15 protein-coding genes are annotated in these 16,261 nt (G+C 32.7%); all 15 read left to right on the top strand.

The window, feature by feature from the left end; genetic code table 11:
• Nucleotides 1-83: 83 nt before the first annotated feature.
• The 15 genes from T537_RS0101960 to alaS all read left to right on the top strand — a co-directional run bounded on the left by T537_RS0101960 (nucleotide 84) and on the right by alaS (nucleotide 16,173).
• Nucleotides 84-1,361, top strand: a complete 1,278-nt coding sequence (locus tag T537_RS0101960) for a diaminopimelate decarboxylase (RefSeq protein WP_031555965.1) — start codon at nucleotides 84-86, stop codon at nucleotides 1,359-1,361.
• A 120-nt stretch (nucleotides 1,362-1,481) separates the two neighbouring features.
• Nucleotides 1,482-2,861: a hypothetical protein gene (locus T537_RS0101955; RefSeq protein ID WP_027437451.1), complete on the top strand. Its 1,380-nt coding sequence runs from the start codon at nucleotides 1,482-1,484 to the stop codon at nucleotides 2,859-2,861.
• Between the two features lie 86 nt (nucleotides 2,862-2,947).
• Entirely contained in the window at nucleotides 2,948-3,274 is a 327-nt protein-coding gene (locus T537_RS0101950) for a hypothetical protein (RefSeq protein ID WP_027437452.1), read from the top strand.
• 11 nt (nucleotides 3,275-3,285) lie between these two features.
• Nucleotides 3,286-4,230, top strand: coding sequence for a hypothetical protein (locus T537_RS0101945; RefSeq protein ID WP_027437453.1), 945 nt, complete (start codon nucleotides 3,286-3,288; stop codon nucleotides 4,228-4,230).
• Between the two features lie 107 nt (nucleotides 4,231-4,337).
• Nucleotides 4,338-4,727: a GerW family sporulation protein gene (locus T537_RS0101940; RefSeq protein ID WP_027437454.1), complete on the top strand. Its 390-nt coding sequence runs from the start codon at nucleotides 4,338-4,340 to the stop codon at nucleotides 4,725-4,727.
• Nucleotides 4,728-4,823: 96 nt separating this feature from the next.
• Nucleotides 4,824-5,009, top strand: coding sequence for a 50S ribosomal protein L28 (gene rpmB, locus T537_RS0101935; RefSeq protein WP_027430797.1), 186 nt, complete (start codon nucleotides 4,824-4,826; stop codon nucleotides 5,007-5,009).
• Nucleotides 5,010-5,257: 248 nt separating this feature from the next.
• Nucleotides 5,258-5,617, top strand: coding sequence for an Asp23/Gls24 family envelope stress response protein (locus T537_RS0101930; RefSeq protein ID WP_027437455.1), 360 nt, complete (start codon nucleotides 5,258-5,260; stop codon nucleotides 5,615-5,617).
• A gap of 50 nt (nucleotides 5,618-5,667) precedes the next feature.
• On the top strand, nucleotides 5,668-7,362 hold the full coding sequence (locus tag T537_RS0101925; RefSeq protein WP_031555960.1) for a DAK2 domain-containing protein: 1,695 nt from the start codon (nucleotides 5,668-5,670) through the stop codon (nucleotides 7,360-7,362).
• A 67-nt stretch (nucleotides 7,363-7,429) separates the two neighbouring features.
• Nucleotides 7,430-9,484, top strand: coding sequence for an ATP-dependent DNA helicase RecG (recG, locus tag T537_RS0101920; RefSeq protein WP_031555959.1), 2,055 nt, complete (start codon nucleotides 7,430-7,432; stop codon nucleotides 9,482-9,484).
• Between the two features lie 14 nt (nucleotides 9,485-9,498).
• On the top strand, nucleotides 9,499-9,729 hold the full coding sequence (locus tag T537_RS0101915; RefSeq protein WP_027437458.1) for a hypothetical protein: 231 nt from the start codon (nucleotides 9,499-9,501) through the stop codon (nucleotides 9,727-9,729).
• A gap of 130 nt (nucleotides 9,730-9,859) precedes the next feature.
• Nucleotides 9,860-10,384, top strand: a complete 525-nt coding sequence (locus T537_RS0101910; protein ID WP_027437459.1) for an adenine phosphoribosyltransferase — start codon at nucleotides 9,860-9,862, stop codon at nucleotides 10,382-10,384.
• Between the two features lie 112 nt (nucleotides 10,385-10,496).
• Complete coding sequence (gene deoD, locus T537_RS0101905; RefSeq protein ID WP_031555955.1) at nucleotides 10,497-11,213, top strand: purine-nucleoside phosphorylase; 717 nt, start codon at nucleotides 10,497-10,499, stop codon at nucleotides 11,211-11,213.
• Between the two features lie 11 nt (nucleotides 11,214-11,224).
• Nucleotides 11,225-12,898 carry a MutS-related protein gene (locus T537_RS0101900; protein WP_031555953.1) on the top strand — a complete coding sequence of 558 codons (1,674 nt, stop codon included), beginning with the start codon at nucleotides 11,225-11,227 and terminating at the stop codon, nucleotides 12,896-12,898.
• Nucleotides 12,899-13,015: 117 nt separating this feature from the next.
• Nucleotides 13,016-13,168, top strand: a complete 153-nt coding sequence (locus T537_RS12815) for a hypothetical protein (protein WP_155895220.1) — start codon at nucleotides 13,016-13,018, stop codon at nucleotides 13,166-13,168.
• 368 nt (nucleotides 13,169-13,536) lie between these two features.
• On the top strand, nucleotides 13,537-16,173 hold the full coding sequence (gene alaS, locus T537_RS0101890; RefSeq protein WP_031555952.1) for an alanine--tRNA ligase: 2,637 nt from the start codon (nucleotides 13,537-13,539) through the stop codon (nucleotides 16,171-16,173).
• Nucleotides 16,174-16,261 lie beyond the last annotated feature (88 nt).

Genomic DNA, 16,261 nt, shown 5'->3' with positions numbered 1-16,261 from the left:
AAATTACTAAGCCCTTATTTTAAAAGGGTTTTATTGATTTAGATTGTACACAATATGTAGTAAAGTAAGAAAAGAGGACAATTATGGAAAGTAAAAAAACGTTTGTTACATTAGACAAAATTGAAGATATTGTAAAGACATACAAAACACCATTTCATTTATACGATGAAAAGGGAATTAGAGAAAATGCTGCTAAATTAAAGCAGGCTTTTTCATGGAATAAGGGATTTAGAGAATATTTTGCGGTTAAGGCTACACCAAACCCATTTATTATTAATATTCTAAGAGATTATGGTTGCGGCCTTGATTGTTCATCATATACAGAACTTATGATGGCTAAGGCTTTAGAAGTAGCACCAGAGGAGATTATGTTCTCATCAAATGATACACCAAGAGAAGAATATGAACTTGCCCTAAAAATTGGTGCAACAATTAACTTAGATGATATTACTCATATTGAGTTTTTAGAGGAAATTGCAGGGGGTAAGCTTCCTGAAACAATGAGTTGTAGATTTAATCCAGGCGGTTATTTTAAGATGGGTACAGATATAATGGATAATCCTGGAGATGCTAAGTATGGTATGACTCATGACCAGTTAATTGAGGCTTTTAAGATTTTAAAGGAAAAAGGTGTTAAACGCTTTGGTATCCACTCATTTCTTGCAAGTAACACAGTTTCTAATGAATACTATCCTGTACTTGCAAAGATTTTATTTGAACTTGCTGTTGAAATTAAGGAAAAGACAGGCATTAGTGTAAGCTTTATTAATCTTTCAGGTGGTGTTGGTGTGGCTTATAAGCCAGATCAGACTCCTAATGATATTTTAGTAATTGGTGATGGAGTTCATAAGGTTTATGATGAAGTTTTAGTGCCAGCAGGTTTAGGAAATGTGGCAATTTATACAGAACTTGGTAGATTTATGCTAGCTCCCTATGGCTGTCTTGTTACTCAGGCAATTCATGAAAAACATACATATAAGGAATATATTGGGGTTGATGCATGTGCAGTAAATCTTATGAGACCAGCAATGTATGGAGCATATCATCATATTACAGTAGCAGGTAAGGAAGACGCAGTTTGTGATCATACTTATGATATTACAGGTTCATTATGTGAGAACAATGATAAATTTGCTATTGATAGAAAATTACCAAAAATCGATATGGGAGATTATTTAATTATTCATGATACAGGTGCACATGGTTTTGCTATGGGTTATCAGTATAATGGTAAATTAAGATCATCTGAGCTTTTATTAAAAGAAAATGGAGATGTGCAACTTATTAGAAGAGCTGAGACTCCAGAAGATTATTTTAAGACATTTGATTTTTGTCCATTTTATGAAAAAGTTACTAAATAAGGGTAAGGTTTAGAATTTAAGTAGCTTTGAAAGTTGATATATTGATTTAGAGCGCCTAAAAGTGTATTATAACATGTATGTGTTTTATTATAATAAAAATGCATAGAAAGGGAGATTATCTTGAAAAATTTATCGTATATAGCAAGGGAAATAAATAACGGCAAGGAATTAGATAATAATCTTTTGATGTATTTAAAGTCTGCATCTTCGTTATATAGCACATTAGGCGCTATTAAATTATCAATGAATTTTTACACTTTAGTTGATATTTTATTAGAACAGGATATTAACGATTCTTTTGTTTCTGATTTTGAGAAGGTTAGAAGCATAGTAGAAGATTCATTTAAAAACGGCTTTAAAATAGAAAATATTTCTACATTAGAACAAATTAGACAAGACTTTATTAGCACTATGGAGAAGGTAACTAATATTGTTGATAGACTAAGAATTTATGAATATGTTCTAAATAGAATTGAATATAAATTTAAGGATAGTGAATTTGACTATGATTACTACAATACTTATTTAACTAATGAGGTAATGCATTATATATTAGCTGATAAGGATAATGTGGTTATTAATACAAAAATTTCTGAAATTATTGGACAACTTCCAATGAGAATGTCTAAGGGAAAATTCTTTGATCATATTGAAGATGCCTTTAGTTTGTATCATGGCGCAACAAAGTCTTCAATTGATGATTTTTACTATTCTTTAAGTACAACTGCTATGTTAAAGGAATTAGGTGATATTAGTTGCTTTAAAGAAGTGGCAACAGCACTTGATAAATTATCTAATGTTAAATATGGCGATGTAACTAAGGAAGAGTATGAAGAATTAAAGAAAGCTTTTGATTTTGCAAGTGCTAATATTAATAATATAGCTGATGGCTATGTTTTATTAACACAGGTGCTTAATGATTTCCTTACAATTTCACTTCTTAGAGAATACAGTCTTGGTAATAATGAAGAACTTACATTAGCTACTAAGATTATTCTTGATACATGCACTGCTGCAATCACAAGAACTGGCATGGATTCAATTGCTGAGAATTTCACAGAATTTGAGGGCAAGCAGGAAAAACTCTTAGAGAATATTACAAGCTCAGATTATATAATTGACTATGTTAATAAGGAATTAACTAATGAACTTGATGATTATTTAAAGGCAGGATATGAGAATCTATTAAAGGTTACTAAATTACAGTCAGGTAGTGATTTTGTGTCATTATTTGTAGATGATGCAGCCGAGGAAATTCCTGATAATTCTTATGCTGATGATACAGCTATGAAGCTTATAAAGGAACTTGATGAAAGCTTTAAGGGTATGGAAAATCTCACTAAGAGAGCTGTTGAAGCATCAGTATTATCAAATTTGCCAGTCTTTTTTAATGATACTAAAGAAATACAGGATTATATTAATTCATCACTTATTTCATGCAGCGATTTAGCTGAGCAGAAGGCGGTTGTTGAAATAATAAAATCTGTTGTTAAAGGTTAAAATTAGTGGTAGAATTTATTTAAGTTTAATTAAGCGGATTTAAATGCAAATTTAGATCCGCTATATTTAAAGATTAGAGGGATTGCATGGTATTTTATAAACATCTTATATTTGGTGAGAAAGCAAAGAAAACTAAATATAAAATATTTCGTCATTTGAAGAAAAACGACTTTTCTATAGATACATATCTTATTACATTTCCATCAAACTCTAATAATTTACTTGATATAATCTCAAGCAATGAATTGTTACAAGCACATTATAAAAATAGCGAAATCCAAGATAAACTCTTTGTTATAGGAATTGCTAAGGGAAAGGATGAGGCCTTTTTAATTGTGCGAGATTTAATTGACAGGGTTTATAAGGAAACAGGAGGCTTTAATATTAAGGCATATCTTGGAATAAATAATTAGCGAGGGTGGAGATGTTAAGCGTATTATTAATGATATTAAAAGTATTAGCTATAATTATTCTTAGCTTGATTTGTCTTGTGATTTTTTTATTGTGCCTTATTTTATTTGTTCCCATTAAATATAACATTTATGGGGATTATCACGAAAAGCTAGATGTAAAAATAAGAGTTAGTTGGCTACTAAGATTAATTTCATTTAAAGCAGAATATAATGATGACTTTAAATATAGATTAAGAATTTTAGTGTTTGATATTTTAAAAAGTGATAGCCCTAGTAAAGACGCTATAAAGAAAACTGCAACAAAGAAAGAAAAAAACGTCTTTGATGATGATTTTGAAGATGATTTGGAAGAAAAAGAAGACAAAGAAGATGATTTTCTTACTGCTAATAGTGAAGGCATTGAGGATGTTGAAGACGAAAATGTTAAGGACAATAAGGGTGTTGTTGAACCTGATGATGTTGAGGACATAAGCGAACAAATAAAGAAGGAATCAGTTTTTGAAAAAATAAGACATGCCTACAGAAATCTAAGAGATAAAATAGGCAAGCTATTAAAAGGAATAAAAAAGACATATAATGATATAAAGACTAAAAAAGAAGATATATCATCAAAAATAAACAAAGTAAAAGACATAATAGAAGATGAGGAAAACAAAGCTTTTGTGCACTTTATTTTTCTTAGAGTTAAGGAAATCTTTAGAGCAATTAAACCTAGAAAATATAGCATAAAGTTACATATAGGTTTTGAAGATCCAGCAACTACAGGGCAGGTGTTAATGTTTATTGCACCATTTTGTGGGCTTACAGGTTTACTTATGGATATAGATGCAGAATTTGACAGGGATGTAAAGGAAGCTGATATAAAACTAAAGGGTCATGTTCGATTAATTAGCATTTTAGTAATAGCTATTAAGCTTGTTTTAAATAAAAAATTTAGAGAGCTTGTTTTCAAATAAGAATATTATGTTATAATAAACAAGAAATATTTTTGGACCTTGTGGATTAAATTAGGTAGATATAAATAAGGTTAATTGCATTTTTGCAAACAATTAGGGAGGAATATATGGCTAACAATAATTTTGATACAACAGTAGCTTCTCTTTTTAAGGGGATGGATGCGTTTGTTTCTGCAAAAACTGTAGTTGGAGATGCAGTTAAGGTTAATGACACAATTATTTTACCTCTTGTAGATGTATCCTTTGGCGTAGGCGCTGGCGCATTTGCTGGAGATAAGAAGAATAACGCAGGCGGAGCAATGACAGGTAAAGTTACACCAAGCGCTGTATTAGTGATTCAGAATGGCGCAACTAAGCTTGTTAATATTAAAAATCAAGATACTGTAACTAAGATTTTAGATATGGCTCCAGATATTATCGACAAATTTACAGGTAAGGCTGGCAAAGTAAAGACTGATGAGAAGATAGATGAAGCTATAGATGAGGCAAGTCACTAAATTTTAAAATGTTGTTGCATTATTAATTTTTATCTGATATAATAACTAACGTTGTGGGTAAAATACCCCCAAGTTTGATAAGGAGGTGTTATAGTAATGGCAAAATGTGCGATTTGTGAAAAAAGTGCTCACTTTGGTAATGCTGTGAGCCATTCTCATAGAAGATCAAATAAGATTTGGAATGCTAACGTTAAGTCTGTTAGAGTTAAGGTTGAAGGTGGATCTAAGAAGATGTATGTTTGTACATCATGCTTACGTTCTGGTGCTGTAGAACGTGCTTAATTAGTTTCTGCATGTATACTTTAGGTAATTAAGGTGAATTACGGAACATAAAGCTCGTAATTCACTTTATTTTTTGCAAAAAACTTAGAAACTCAAACATTAAAAAGTTTCTTTTCCTTGTGATACACAATCTTGAATTTAAGCAATTATAATAGTATAATGGCATCAATAATAGGGATAAAGTTTACTGCGCAAGCTTACGGTTTAATACCGTCCCAACAAATTAAGACGCAGAGCGGAGGCGAGATATGAAGGGTATTCTTGATAACGAGTTAGGAAGGGTTTCTATTGATCCTGAGGTAATTGCACAATACGCAGGTACAACAGCTGTTGAATGCTTTGGTATTGTTGGTATGGCTGCAGTTAGCATGAAGGACGGTTTAGTTAAACTTCTTCGTGGCGATAGCTTAACAAGAGGTATTAAAGTTGATATAGATGAAGACAACAAGATAACTATTGATTTCCATGTTATTGTTTCTTATGGCGTAAGTATTAATACGGTTTCTGACAATTTAATTCAGAATATTAAATATAAGGTTTCAGAATTTACTGGACTTGAAATTAAGAAAATTAATATTTTTGTTGAAGGCGTAAGAGTAATAGATTAATAAAATTTTAATGACAGGTGTAGATACCTGGCAGAATGGAGGATATTAAAGTGGCTACAAAAACTATAGATGCATCGCTTATGCAGAAGATGTTTCTTGCTGGAGCGAAGAATCTTGAGGCTAATAAAGAATGGATTAACGATTTAAATGTATTCCCTGTACCAGATGGTGATACAGGTACTAATATGACAATGACAATTTTGTCAGCAGCTAGAGAAGTTAGTGCAATTGCTAATCCTAATATGGCAAGTTTATCAAAGGCAATTTCATCAGGCTCTTTAAGAGGAGCTAGAGGTAACTCAGGTGTTATTTTATCTCAGCTTTTAAGAGGATTTACTAAGGAAGTTAAGACTGCAACAACTATTGATGTTGAGACAATTGCTCTTGCTTGTCAGAGAGCTACAGAAACAGCTTATAAAGCAGTTATGAAACCAAAGGAAGGTACAATTCTTACAGTTGCTAAGGGCGTTTCTGATAAGGCTTCTAAACTTGCAGGAGAAACAGATGATGTTGAAGAATTCCTTTCTAAATTAATAGATGAAGCAGAACTTGTCTTATCTAAGACTCCTGATATGCTACCAGTATTAAAGGAAGCAGGCGTTGTAGATTCAGGTGGACAGGGCTTAGTAGTAGTATTAAAGGGTTGCTATGATGCTCTTATTGGTAAGGTAACTGATTTTACAATTACAGAAAGCGATAGTAAGCCAAGCAGCGAAGAAAAAGCAGGCGTTGGTGCTGCTATAGAGAATGTAGACATTAAATTTGGATATTGTACAGAATTTATTATTAATCTTGAGAGAGAATTCACAGAAAAAGATGAAGAGAATTTCAAAAAATTCTTAACTTCAATTGGTGATTCATTAGTATGTGTTTCTCTTGATGATATTGTTAAGATTCACGTTCATACTAACCACCCTGGTTTAGCATTCGAGGAAGGTCTTAAGTATGGTTCACTTACAAGAATGAAGATTGATAATATGAGAGAAGAACATAATGAGAAGGTTGTCTCTCAGGCTGAAAAGCAGGCTGCTGCAGCTAGTGAAGCAATGGCTAAAGTTAAGGATAGCAAGGCAGATGAACCAAAGAAAGACTTTGGATTTATTACAATTGCACCTGGTGAAGGAATTGGTCAGATTTTTAGAGATTTAGGTTGTGATCAGGTAATTGAAGGTGGTCAGACAATGAACCCTTCAACAGAAGATATTCTTAATGCAGCTGATAAGATTAATGCAGATACAATTTATGTATTACCTAATAATAGCAATATTATTCTTGCATCAAATCAGGCAGCAAGCATTATTGAAGATAAGGAAATTATTGTAATTCCAACAAAGACTGTACCTCAGGGTATTACAGCATTAATTAATTTTGAAGCAAGTAGAAGCAAAGATGAGAATACAGAATCTATGCAGGAAAGCTTAGGACTTGTTAAATCAGGTCAGTTAACATATGCTGTTAGAGATACATCAATTGATGGTAAGGAAATTAAGAAGGATAATTATATCGGTTTAGGAGATAAGGGCTTATCTTCAGTTGGTACAGATATGATTACAACATTAACAGATCTTATTAATGATTTGATGTTTGATGATGCTGAATTAGTTACTGTTTATTATGGTAGCGATGTAACTGAAGAAGCAGCTAATGAAGCAGTTAGTGCAATCAGTGCTAAATTTGCTGATGTAGAAGTAGAATTACAATATGGTGGACAGCCAGTTTACTATTATATTGTTTCAGTAGAATAAATTAATTTTTGTATATAATAAATCAACGTATATTTATATGCGTTGATTTATTTATTTAGGGATTAATATGGAATTGACTAAATTAAAAGGTGTAGGAGAAAAGACTGCAGAGCATTTTGCAAAGCTTGACTTATATACCACAGAGGACTTGTTAAAGCATTATCCTAGAACTTATGATATTTATAATGAGCCAGTTACAATTAAGACTTTAGAAGACCTAGATGAGGAATCTGCTATTGAAGGAGTGGTTTGTAAAAGTCCAGATATTTTTGGTAGTGGCAAGATAAAGATTTTATCAGCTAAGCTTAAGGACATGGATGGCACAATTTTTGAAGTGGTATTTTTTAATATGCCTTATTTAAAGGCAAGTTTAAAGCTAGGTGCTAGATATGTCTTTAGAGGCAAATTTAAAATAAAGGGCAATCATTATTGCCTAGAACAGCCTAAGATTTTTACCCTTGCTAAATATAATGAGCTTAAAGGTACGATGATGCCTATTTATCCGCTAACTAAGGGATTATCTAATAATATGATGCTTAAATGTATAAGCCAGGTTTTAGATATTAATAAGGATTATCTTGAGCCAGAATTTATTCCTAGTTGGGTTAGAGAAAAATATGAGCTTGCAGAACACAATTTTGCAATACAGAATATACATTTTCCAAAGGAATTTGATGATTATATAAAAGCTAGACATAGACTTGCTTTTGAAGAATTTTTCCTCTTTATACTTGCAACCCTTAGCTTAAAATCAACTAAAGAATCTAATCCTAATAGCTTTCATATAAAAAGGCTTAAAGAAGTAGATGAACTTTTGAATGATCTTCCCTTTAAGCTTACTAATGCTCAGTTAAGGACATTAGATGAAGTTAGATCTGATTTAACAGGGGATAGAACCATGTCTAGATTAATTCAAGGGGATGTAGGTTCAGGTAAGACTATTGTGGCAACTATAAGTTTGCTTGAAGTAGCACTTAATGGTTATCAAGGGGCTATGATGGTTCCAACTGAGGTTTTGGCTATTCAGCACTTTGAATCACTTAAAAGTCTTTTTGAAACTAATAATCTTGATATTAAGGTTGAACTTTTGGTAGGTTCAATGACTAAAAAGCAAAAAGAGAAGGCTTATGAAAGAATTGAGAGCGGAGAAAGCCAGATAATTGTTGGTACTCATGCCTTGATTCAAGAAAAACTTGTCTATAAGGATTTAGCTTTGGTAATTACAGATGAACAGCATAGATTTGGCGTATGTCAAAGAGAAAATTTTGCGGGAAAGGGTAATAGACCTCATATTCTTGTAATGTCTGCAACACCTATACCAAGAACATTGGCTATTATTTTATATGGGGATTTGGATATTTCCATAATTGATGAAATGCCAAAGGGGCGTTTGCCAATTAAGAATGCTGTTGTTGATGAATCCTATAGAAAAAATGCAGAAAGTTTTTTAAATAGAGAGGTGTCAAAAGGACATCAGTGTTATGTTATATGTCCTATGGTTGAAGAAAGTGAAAATTTTGAAGCTGCCAATGTAATAGACTATACTAAGAATTTAAAAACTAAACTTCCAAATTGCAAAATAGAGTATTTACATGGTAAACTTAAACCAAAGGAAAAAGAAGAGATAATGAGGCGTTTTTCTAACAGGGAAATTGATATTCTTGTTTCAACAACAGTTATTGAAGTAGGTGTTAATGTTCCTAATGCCACAGTTATGTTAATTGAGAATGCAGAGATGTTTGGACTTGCAGGACTTCATCAGTTAAGAGGTCGAGTAGGTAGAGGCGATGCACAAAGTTATTGCATTTTTATGACTGGCAAGAAATCAGAAAAAATTAAAAAACGTCTTGATATATTAAATAAGAGCAATGATGGATTTGAAATCGCAAGAAAAGACTTAGAACTTAGAGGTCCTGGTGACTTCTTTGGGGTGAGACAAAGTGGCGATTTTGATTTTGGAATTGCGGATGTATTTGCGGATTCTAAGACTTTAAAAGAATGTGCAGACGCTGCTAAGACTATTTATGATAGTGATAATACTCTTAGTAGTAAGGACAATATTTATCTAAAGAAAAAAGTAATTGAATACACAGGAAAAGTATTAGAAAAGATTAACTTGTAGTGGGAGGTATGACTATGAGAGAAATGTCTTTTACAATGAGTAGACCAGGACTTGTAAAGGAGGGTGATGTTGTAGAAATTACAGAGGGTAAGCTACCAAGTAGCTATTATTATACAATAGAGCCAGCTGTGGCAATGTCTGGTAATTACACCACACCGGAACGCCTTAAATCTAGAACTGGTGTGGTTAAGGAAGTTGGCGAGACCAACAGAGGATTCTACGTTTTATGTGAATTTGACGAATGATTATACAAAATACAAATTTTATGGTATAATAAAAAATGCGTCATTTTATATATGATTACAAAGGTGGTCATAATTAACCTAATATTTATTTTAGGTAGTTTAGTTTAAGCATATTAAGGAGTTTGTTGCAATGAAAAAGGTTGAAGATTATGTAAGAAGTATTCCGAATTTCCCAAAAGAGGGTATCGTATTTAGAGACGTTACAACTGTTCTTCAAGATCCAGATGGATTTAAATTAGCTATTGATGAAATTGATAACCTTCTAAAGGATGTAGACTATGATATTGTAGTTGGTCCAGAATCAAGAGGTTTTATCTTTGGCGTACCAATCGCATATAAGAATAATAAAGGATTTGTTCCAGCTAGAAAAAAGGGTAAGCTTCCATGTGAAACTGTTTCTGCTGAATATGATCTTGAATATGGTAAAGCAGTTGTTGAATTGCATAAGGATTCAATTAAGCCAGGTCAGAAGGTTGTTATTGTTGATGACTTAATCGCTACTGGTGGAACAATTGAAGCTATTGTAAAGCTTATCGAAGGACTTGGCGGAGAAGTAGTTAAGATTGTATTCTTAATGGAACTTGAAGGATTAAAGGGTCGTGACAAGCTTGCAGGTTACAATGTTGATTCTGTAATTAAGTATGAAGGTAAATAAATTTTTTAAAAATTTAATACTCTTTATGAAAAAATAGGTTATAATATTAGATAGTATAATAAGCAGTGTATTTTAAAATACACTGCTTTTGTAACATTTAATGGAGGTATTTATGGGAACACCACATAATGAAGCAAGTAATGGCGATATTGCAAAGATTGTTTTAATGCCTGGAGATCCACTCCGAGCAAAATTTATTGCTGAAAATTATTTAGAAGACGTAGTACAGTTTAATACTGTAAGAAATATGTTTGGTTATACAGGAATGTATAAGGGTAAGAAAATATCAGTTATGGGAAGTGGCATGGGTATGCCATCTATGGGTATTTATAGTTACGAATTATACACAATGTATGGAGTTGAGAGCATTATTAGAATTGGCTCAGCAGGTGCGCTTTTAGATGATTTAAATTGTATGGATGTGGTACTTGCTATGTCTGCTAGTACAAATTCTAATTATGCAAGTCAGTACAAGTTACCAGGTGTAATTGCACCAACAGCTGACTTTGATTTATTAAAGACTGCTTTTGATGAAGCAGGCAAATTAGGAGTTAGAGTTAAGGCAGGTAATGTCTTATCTTCAGATACATTTTATAGTGATGATACAAGCGCTAATGATGCATGGCATAAAATGGGTGTAATGTGTGTAGAAATGGAATCTGCAGCTCTTTATTTAAATGCTCAAAGACTTGGTAAAAAGGCACTTTGTATATTGACAATTTCAGATCACATTTACAAAAAAGAAGAACTTGATGCAAAGCAAAGACAAATTGGCTTTACTAACATGATGGAAATTGCCCTTAATACAGCTATTAATTTTGCGGACTAGGAGAGACTTGTATGGAGAATAATCACATATTAATTCTTATTATATTAGCAGTAGTTTGCGCAATTATTGCATATCTTAATTCAATAAAAAGTGCAAAGGAAAGATTGCATAATAGATTAATAAAAAGTTATGGCAAAAAAGCCAATAAAAAAATAAGTGTTGATGAACTAGAACAGATATCACATTTTTATAAAAATAGCAGAGCAAAATATTATATAGATGATATAACATGGAACGACTTAGACATGGATAGAGTCTATAAGGCAATTAATAATACTAATTCAAGTATAGGTCAGGAATATTTATATAAGATGCTACGTGAGCCAATTAATGATGAGGCTAGACTTAAAGAGACAGATAATCTAGCAGATTCCTTTGATGGGGATGAGGATGGCAGAATAAAATGTCAAAAGATTTTTGCTTTTATTGGATATGCTAAGCATATGGCTGTATCTGATTATGTAGGCATGGTAGTTGACTTAATGCCAAAATCCAATGTGATTAATTATTTATCACCAGTTTTTCTTATAGTATCACTTGTTATTATGCTTTTTGTTAATTCTGCTGTGGGAATTTTGTTAGTAATTGCAGCTATGGCTTTTTCTGTAATAACATATTATAGATTTAAGGCTGATGTGGAGAAATACTTTGTTTGTATAGGTCAGATTGTAAAGATGATAAAAGCAGCTAAGGATATTAGAAAATTAAATCTTTCTTATTTAGCTGATATTAACGAAAAATTATCTTCTCTATCTAAGGAATTTGATAAGGTATATAAAAATGCTGGAATGCTTGAAAATGGCAATGTAACTGGTTCATTATCAGAGATTTTACTTGATTATTTAAGAATGCTAACTCATATCGACTTAATTAAGTTTAACAATATGGTGAAGCTTCTTAACAATAAAGAAAAAGAAATTTATGAATTAATGAACACATTGGGATATATTGAAAGTTGCATAGCAATTGCTTCGTTTAGAAAAAGCTTAGATTATTATTCAAAGCCGGAATTTGTTGCTGGCAAAAAAGGAATGGAAATAATTGATGTTTATCATCCTTTAATTGCGAATGCTGTAAGTAATTCTTTGACAGAGGATAATAATATCTTACTTACAGGTTCTAATGCATCAGGTAAATCTACATTTTTAAAGACTGTAGCAATAAATGCAATACTTAGTCAGACGATTTTTACAAGTGTTAGTAAAAAATATAAGGCGCCAAAATTTAGGATTTTTTCTTCCATGGCCTTAAGAGATGACTTAGAAGGTAATGATAGTTATTATATTGTTGAAATTAAGTCTATAAAAAGGATTTTTGATGCAATGGATGAGAGCGATTTACCAGTGCTTATTTTTATTGATGAAATCTTAAAGGGAACTAATACAGTTGAAAGAGTAGCAGCTTCCACAGAGATTTTAAAGAACTTATCTTACATGAATGCCTTTATATTTGCTGCAACTCATGATGTAGAACTTACTACATTACTAGAAGGCGAATATAAAAACTATCATTTCCAGGAAAATGTCACAAATGATCAGGTATTATTTGATTATAAGCTACTAGATGGTGCGGCAAGCACTCGTAATGCTATAAAACTATTAAAAGTCTTAGGCTTTAAAGATGAAATAGTGGAGAATTCTAATAATAGAGCAAGGGCATTCCTTAATAGTGGCCTTTGGAGCTAAGATGTGCGAGGTTCAAATACAGGTAAATATTGAAATTTCGTATAAAATAGTATATAATATGACATATATGTGAATTCAATTTACGTGAAAGCACGAATATTTTAATGGAGGCGTTATATGGTTGTACTTACTACTTTACTAGGCGAAATTTGTTATGAGGCGGTTAAATTTGTAGTATTTATTGCAGCAATTTGTGTAGCATGTGTATGCGGCGCTAAATTGCGTAAGTCTTCAGATGCTAAAAAGGCTGCTAAGACAGAGGATAAATAAATTTTTATTCAATAATAAAGACAAACAAGGCGAATGGCTTTGTTTGTCTTTTTTGTTGTGAAGATTTTTGATGTAAGTTGACACAACGACTGGAAGCTCTCCCATAAGAATCGCCAAGCGATGGGTCGAGCCTACATGTCAACTTACTTCGTAAGTTGACACAACGGAGGGAAGCTCTCCCATGAGAATCGCTAGGCGATGGGTCGAGCCTACATGTCAACTTACTTCGTAAGTTGACACAATGCTTTATTTGCGGTATATTTACAAAGTGTTTGATTAAAAATTGCGGGTTTTTTGCGCGCATTTTTAGGATATATAGTTTTTAATTAAAATTAATTTATATTTATAGCATTCGGGAGGAAGAAACAGTGCAATACAGAGGTGTAAATGAACTTAGAAAATTATATCTTGATTTCTTTGAAAGCAAAGATCATCTCAAGATGAAGAGTTTTTCATTAGTTCCACATAATGACAACAGTTTACTTATTATTAATTCAGGTATGGCTCCATTAAAGCCTTATTTTACAGGTCAGGAGATTCCACCTAAGAGAAGAGTTACAACATGTCAGAAGTGTATTAGAACTGGCGATATTGAAAATGTAGGAAAAACAGCTAGACATGGTACTTTCTTTGAAATGCTAGGTAACTTCTCATTTGGTGATTACTTTAAGACAGAAGCTATTCATTGGTCATGGGAATTCTTAACAGAAGTAGTAGGTCTTGATGCTAATAGACTTTATCCATCAGTTTATAAGGATGATGATGAAGCATTTGAAATCTGGAATAAGGAAATTGGCATTCCAGCTGATAGAATTTATAGATTTGGTAAGGAAGATAATTTCTGGGAACATGGTGCTGGTCCTTGTGGTCCATGTTCAGAAATCTATTATGATCGTGGAGAAAAGTATGGTAATGGCCCTGAAGATGTTATGGGTGGCGAAGGCGATAGATTCATGGAAGTATGGAATAACGTATTCTCACAGTTTAACAACGACGGCAAGGGCAATTATACGGAATTAGTACAAAAGAACATCGATACAGGTATGGGTCTTGAAAGACTTGCTGTAGTTGTTCAGGATGTAGATTCTATCTTTGATGTAGATACATTACAGGCTCTTCGTAATAAGGTTTGCGAAATAGCAGGTGTTAAATATAAGGATTCAGAAAAGCAGGATGTTTCTATTCGTGTAATTACTGACCACATTCGTTCAGTTACATTTATGGTATCTGATGGTATTATGCCATCTAACGAAGGTAGAGGTTATGTTCTTAGAAGATTACTTAGAAGAGCAGCTAGACACGGTAGATTACTTGGAATTCAGGATAAATTCCTTGGTAAGCTTTGTGAAACAGTTATTGAAGGTTCTAAGGATGGTTATCCAGAATTAGAGGAAAAGAAGACATTTATCTTAAAGGTTATTTCTGAAGAAGAAGATAAATTTAATAAGACAATTGATCAGGGTCTTTCAATCTTAAATGATATGATGGCTGACTTAAATAAGGAAGGCCTTAAGGTACTTAGCGGTGCTGATACATTTAAGTTATATGATACATATGGATTCCCTATTGACTTAACTAAGGAAATCCTTGAAGAAAAAGATATTACAGTTGATGAAGAAGGCTTTAAGGCTGCAATGGAAGAGCAGAGAGTAAAGGCTCGTAATGCTAGAAAGACTACTAACTACATGGGTGCTGATGCTACAGTTTATGATGAAATTGATCCAGCAATTAGCTCTGAGTTTGTAGGTTATGACAAGCTTTCATCAGAAGCTAAGGTATTAGTTTTAACAACTGAAGAAGAAATTGTTGATGCATTAACAGAAGGTGATAGAGGAACAATTATTGTAGATAAGACACCTTTCTATGCAACAATGGGTGGCCAGGAAGGCGATAAGGGTGTAATTAGCCTAGCTGACGGAGAATTCAGAGTTGAAACAACAATTCACTTAAAGGGTGGAAAAATTGGACATGTTGGTGTAATGACAAAGGGTATGATTAAGGTATCAGATGTGGTTACATTAACAGTTAATGAAAGCGATAGATTAGATACATGTAAGAACCATTCAGCAACTCACCTTTTACAAAAGGCATTAAGAACAGTTCTTGGTGATCATGTAGAACAGAAGGGTTCATTTGTTAATCCAGAAAGACTTCGTTTCGACTTTACACACTTCCAGAGTGTAACTAAGGAAGAATTAGCTAAGGTAGAAGAATTAGTAAATGAGCAGATTTTAAAGGCTGTTCCTGTTGTAACAGATGTTATGACAATTGAAGAAGCTAAAAAGACTGGTGCTATGGCTCTCTTTGGTGAAAAATATGGCGAGAAGGTACGTGTTGTATCTATGGGAGATTTCTCTAAGGAATTCTGTGGTGGTACACATGTAGCTAATACAAGCAATATTAGATTATTTAAGATTATTTCTGAAAGTGGTGTAGCTTCAGGTGTTAGAAGAATTGAAGCTTTAACAGATAAGGGAGTAATTGCTTACTATAATAACTTAGAAGAACAGATCTTAAAGGCTTCAATGGCTGCTAAGGTTGAACCTGCACAGTTAATTAATAGAATTAACTCACTTAATGAAGAAGTTAAGACTCTTTCAAGTGAAAATGAAAAACTTAAGGCTGAAATAGCTAACAACGCTCTTGGTGATGTTTCAAGTGATGCTAAGGAAGTTAAGGGCTTTAAGCTTATTGCTACAAAGCTTTCAGATGTTGATATGAACGAACTTAGAAACTTAGGTGATAAATTAAAGGCTGAAATTGGTTCAGGCGTTGTATTACTTGCTTCAGAAGTTAATGGTAAGGTTAATTTAATTGCAATGGCAACAGATGATGCAGTTAAGGCTGGTGCTCATGCAGGTAACTTAATTAAGAGCTTAGCTCCAATCGTTGGAGGTGGCGGCGGTGGTCGTCCTAACATGGCTCAGGCTGGTGGTAAGAATCCTGCAGGTATTGATGAATTATTATCAAAAGTTGAAGAAGAATTAGCAGGCCAAATTTTTTAAAAAGAGTTGACGAATCGAAAATATATGGTATAATTTTAGATGTGCGATTAGAATACCCTATATTTATAATTATGTATTGATGCACAAT

The sequence above is a fragment of the Lachnospira multipara LB2003 genome, assembly GCF_000702205.1.
GTDB lineage: Bacteria > Bacillota > Clostridia > Lachnospirales > Lachnospiraceae > Lachnospira > Lachnospira multipara_A.
Note: the sequence above shows the minus strand (reverse complement) of the source record. Positions and strands in the feature narration are given on the sequence as shown.

Bases quoted from the DNA above. Each gene is read 5' to 3' on its own strand.
- rpmB (WP_027430797.1), top strand. From the start codon at position 4,824: ATGGCAAAATGTGCGATTTGTGAAAAAAGTGCTCACTTTGGTAATGCT.
- T537_RS0101940 (WP_027437454.1), top strand. From the start codon at position 4,338: ATGGCTAACAATAATTTTGATACAACAGTAGCTTCTCTTTTTAAGGGG.
- T537_RS12815 (WP_155895220.1), top strand. From the start codon at position 13,016: ATGGTTGTACTTACTACTTTACTAGGCGAAATTTGTTATGAGGCGGTT.
- T537_RS0101900 (WP_031555953.1), top strand. From the start codon at position 11,225: ATGGAGAATAATCACATATTAATTCTTATTATATTAGCAGTAGTTTGC.
- T537_RS0101915 (WP_027437458.1), top strand. From the start codon at position 9,499: ATGAGAGAAATGTCTTTTACAATGAGTAGACCAGGACTTGTAAAGGAG.
- T537_RS0101960 (WP_031555965.1), top strand. From the start codon at position 84: ATGGAAAGTAAAAAAACGTTTGTTACATTAGACAAAATTGAAGATATT.
- T537_RS0101910 (WP_027437459.1), top strand. From the start codon at position 9,860: ATGAAAAAGGTTGAAGATTATGTAAGAAGTATTCCGAATTTCCCAAAA.
- T537_RS0101945 (WP_027437453.1), top strand. From the start codon at position 3,286: ATGTTAAGCGTATTATTAATGATATTAAAAGTATTAGCTATAATTATT.
- deoD (WP_031555955.1), top strand. From the start codon at position 10,497: ATGGGAACACCACATAATGAAGCAAGTAATGGCGATATTGCAAAGATT.
- recG (WP_031555959.1), top strand. From the start codon at position 7,430: ATGGAATTGACTAAATTAAAAGGTGTAGGAGAAAAGACTGCAGAGCAT.
- T537_RS0101950 (WP_027437452.1), top strand. From the start codon at position 2,948: ATGGTATTTTATAAACATCTTATATTTGGTGAGAAAGCAAAGAAAACT.
- T537_RS0101930 (WP_027437455.1), top strand. From the start codon at position 5,258: ATGAAGGGTATTCTTGATAACGAGTTAGGAAGGGTTTCTATTGATCCT.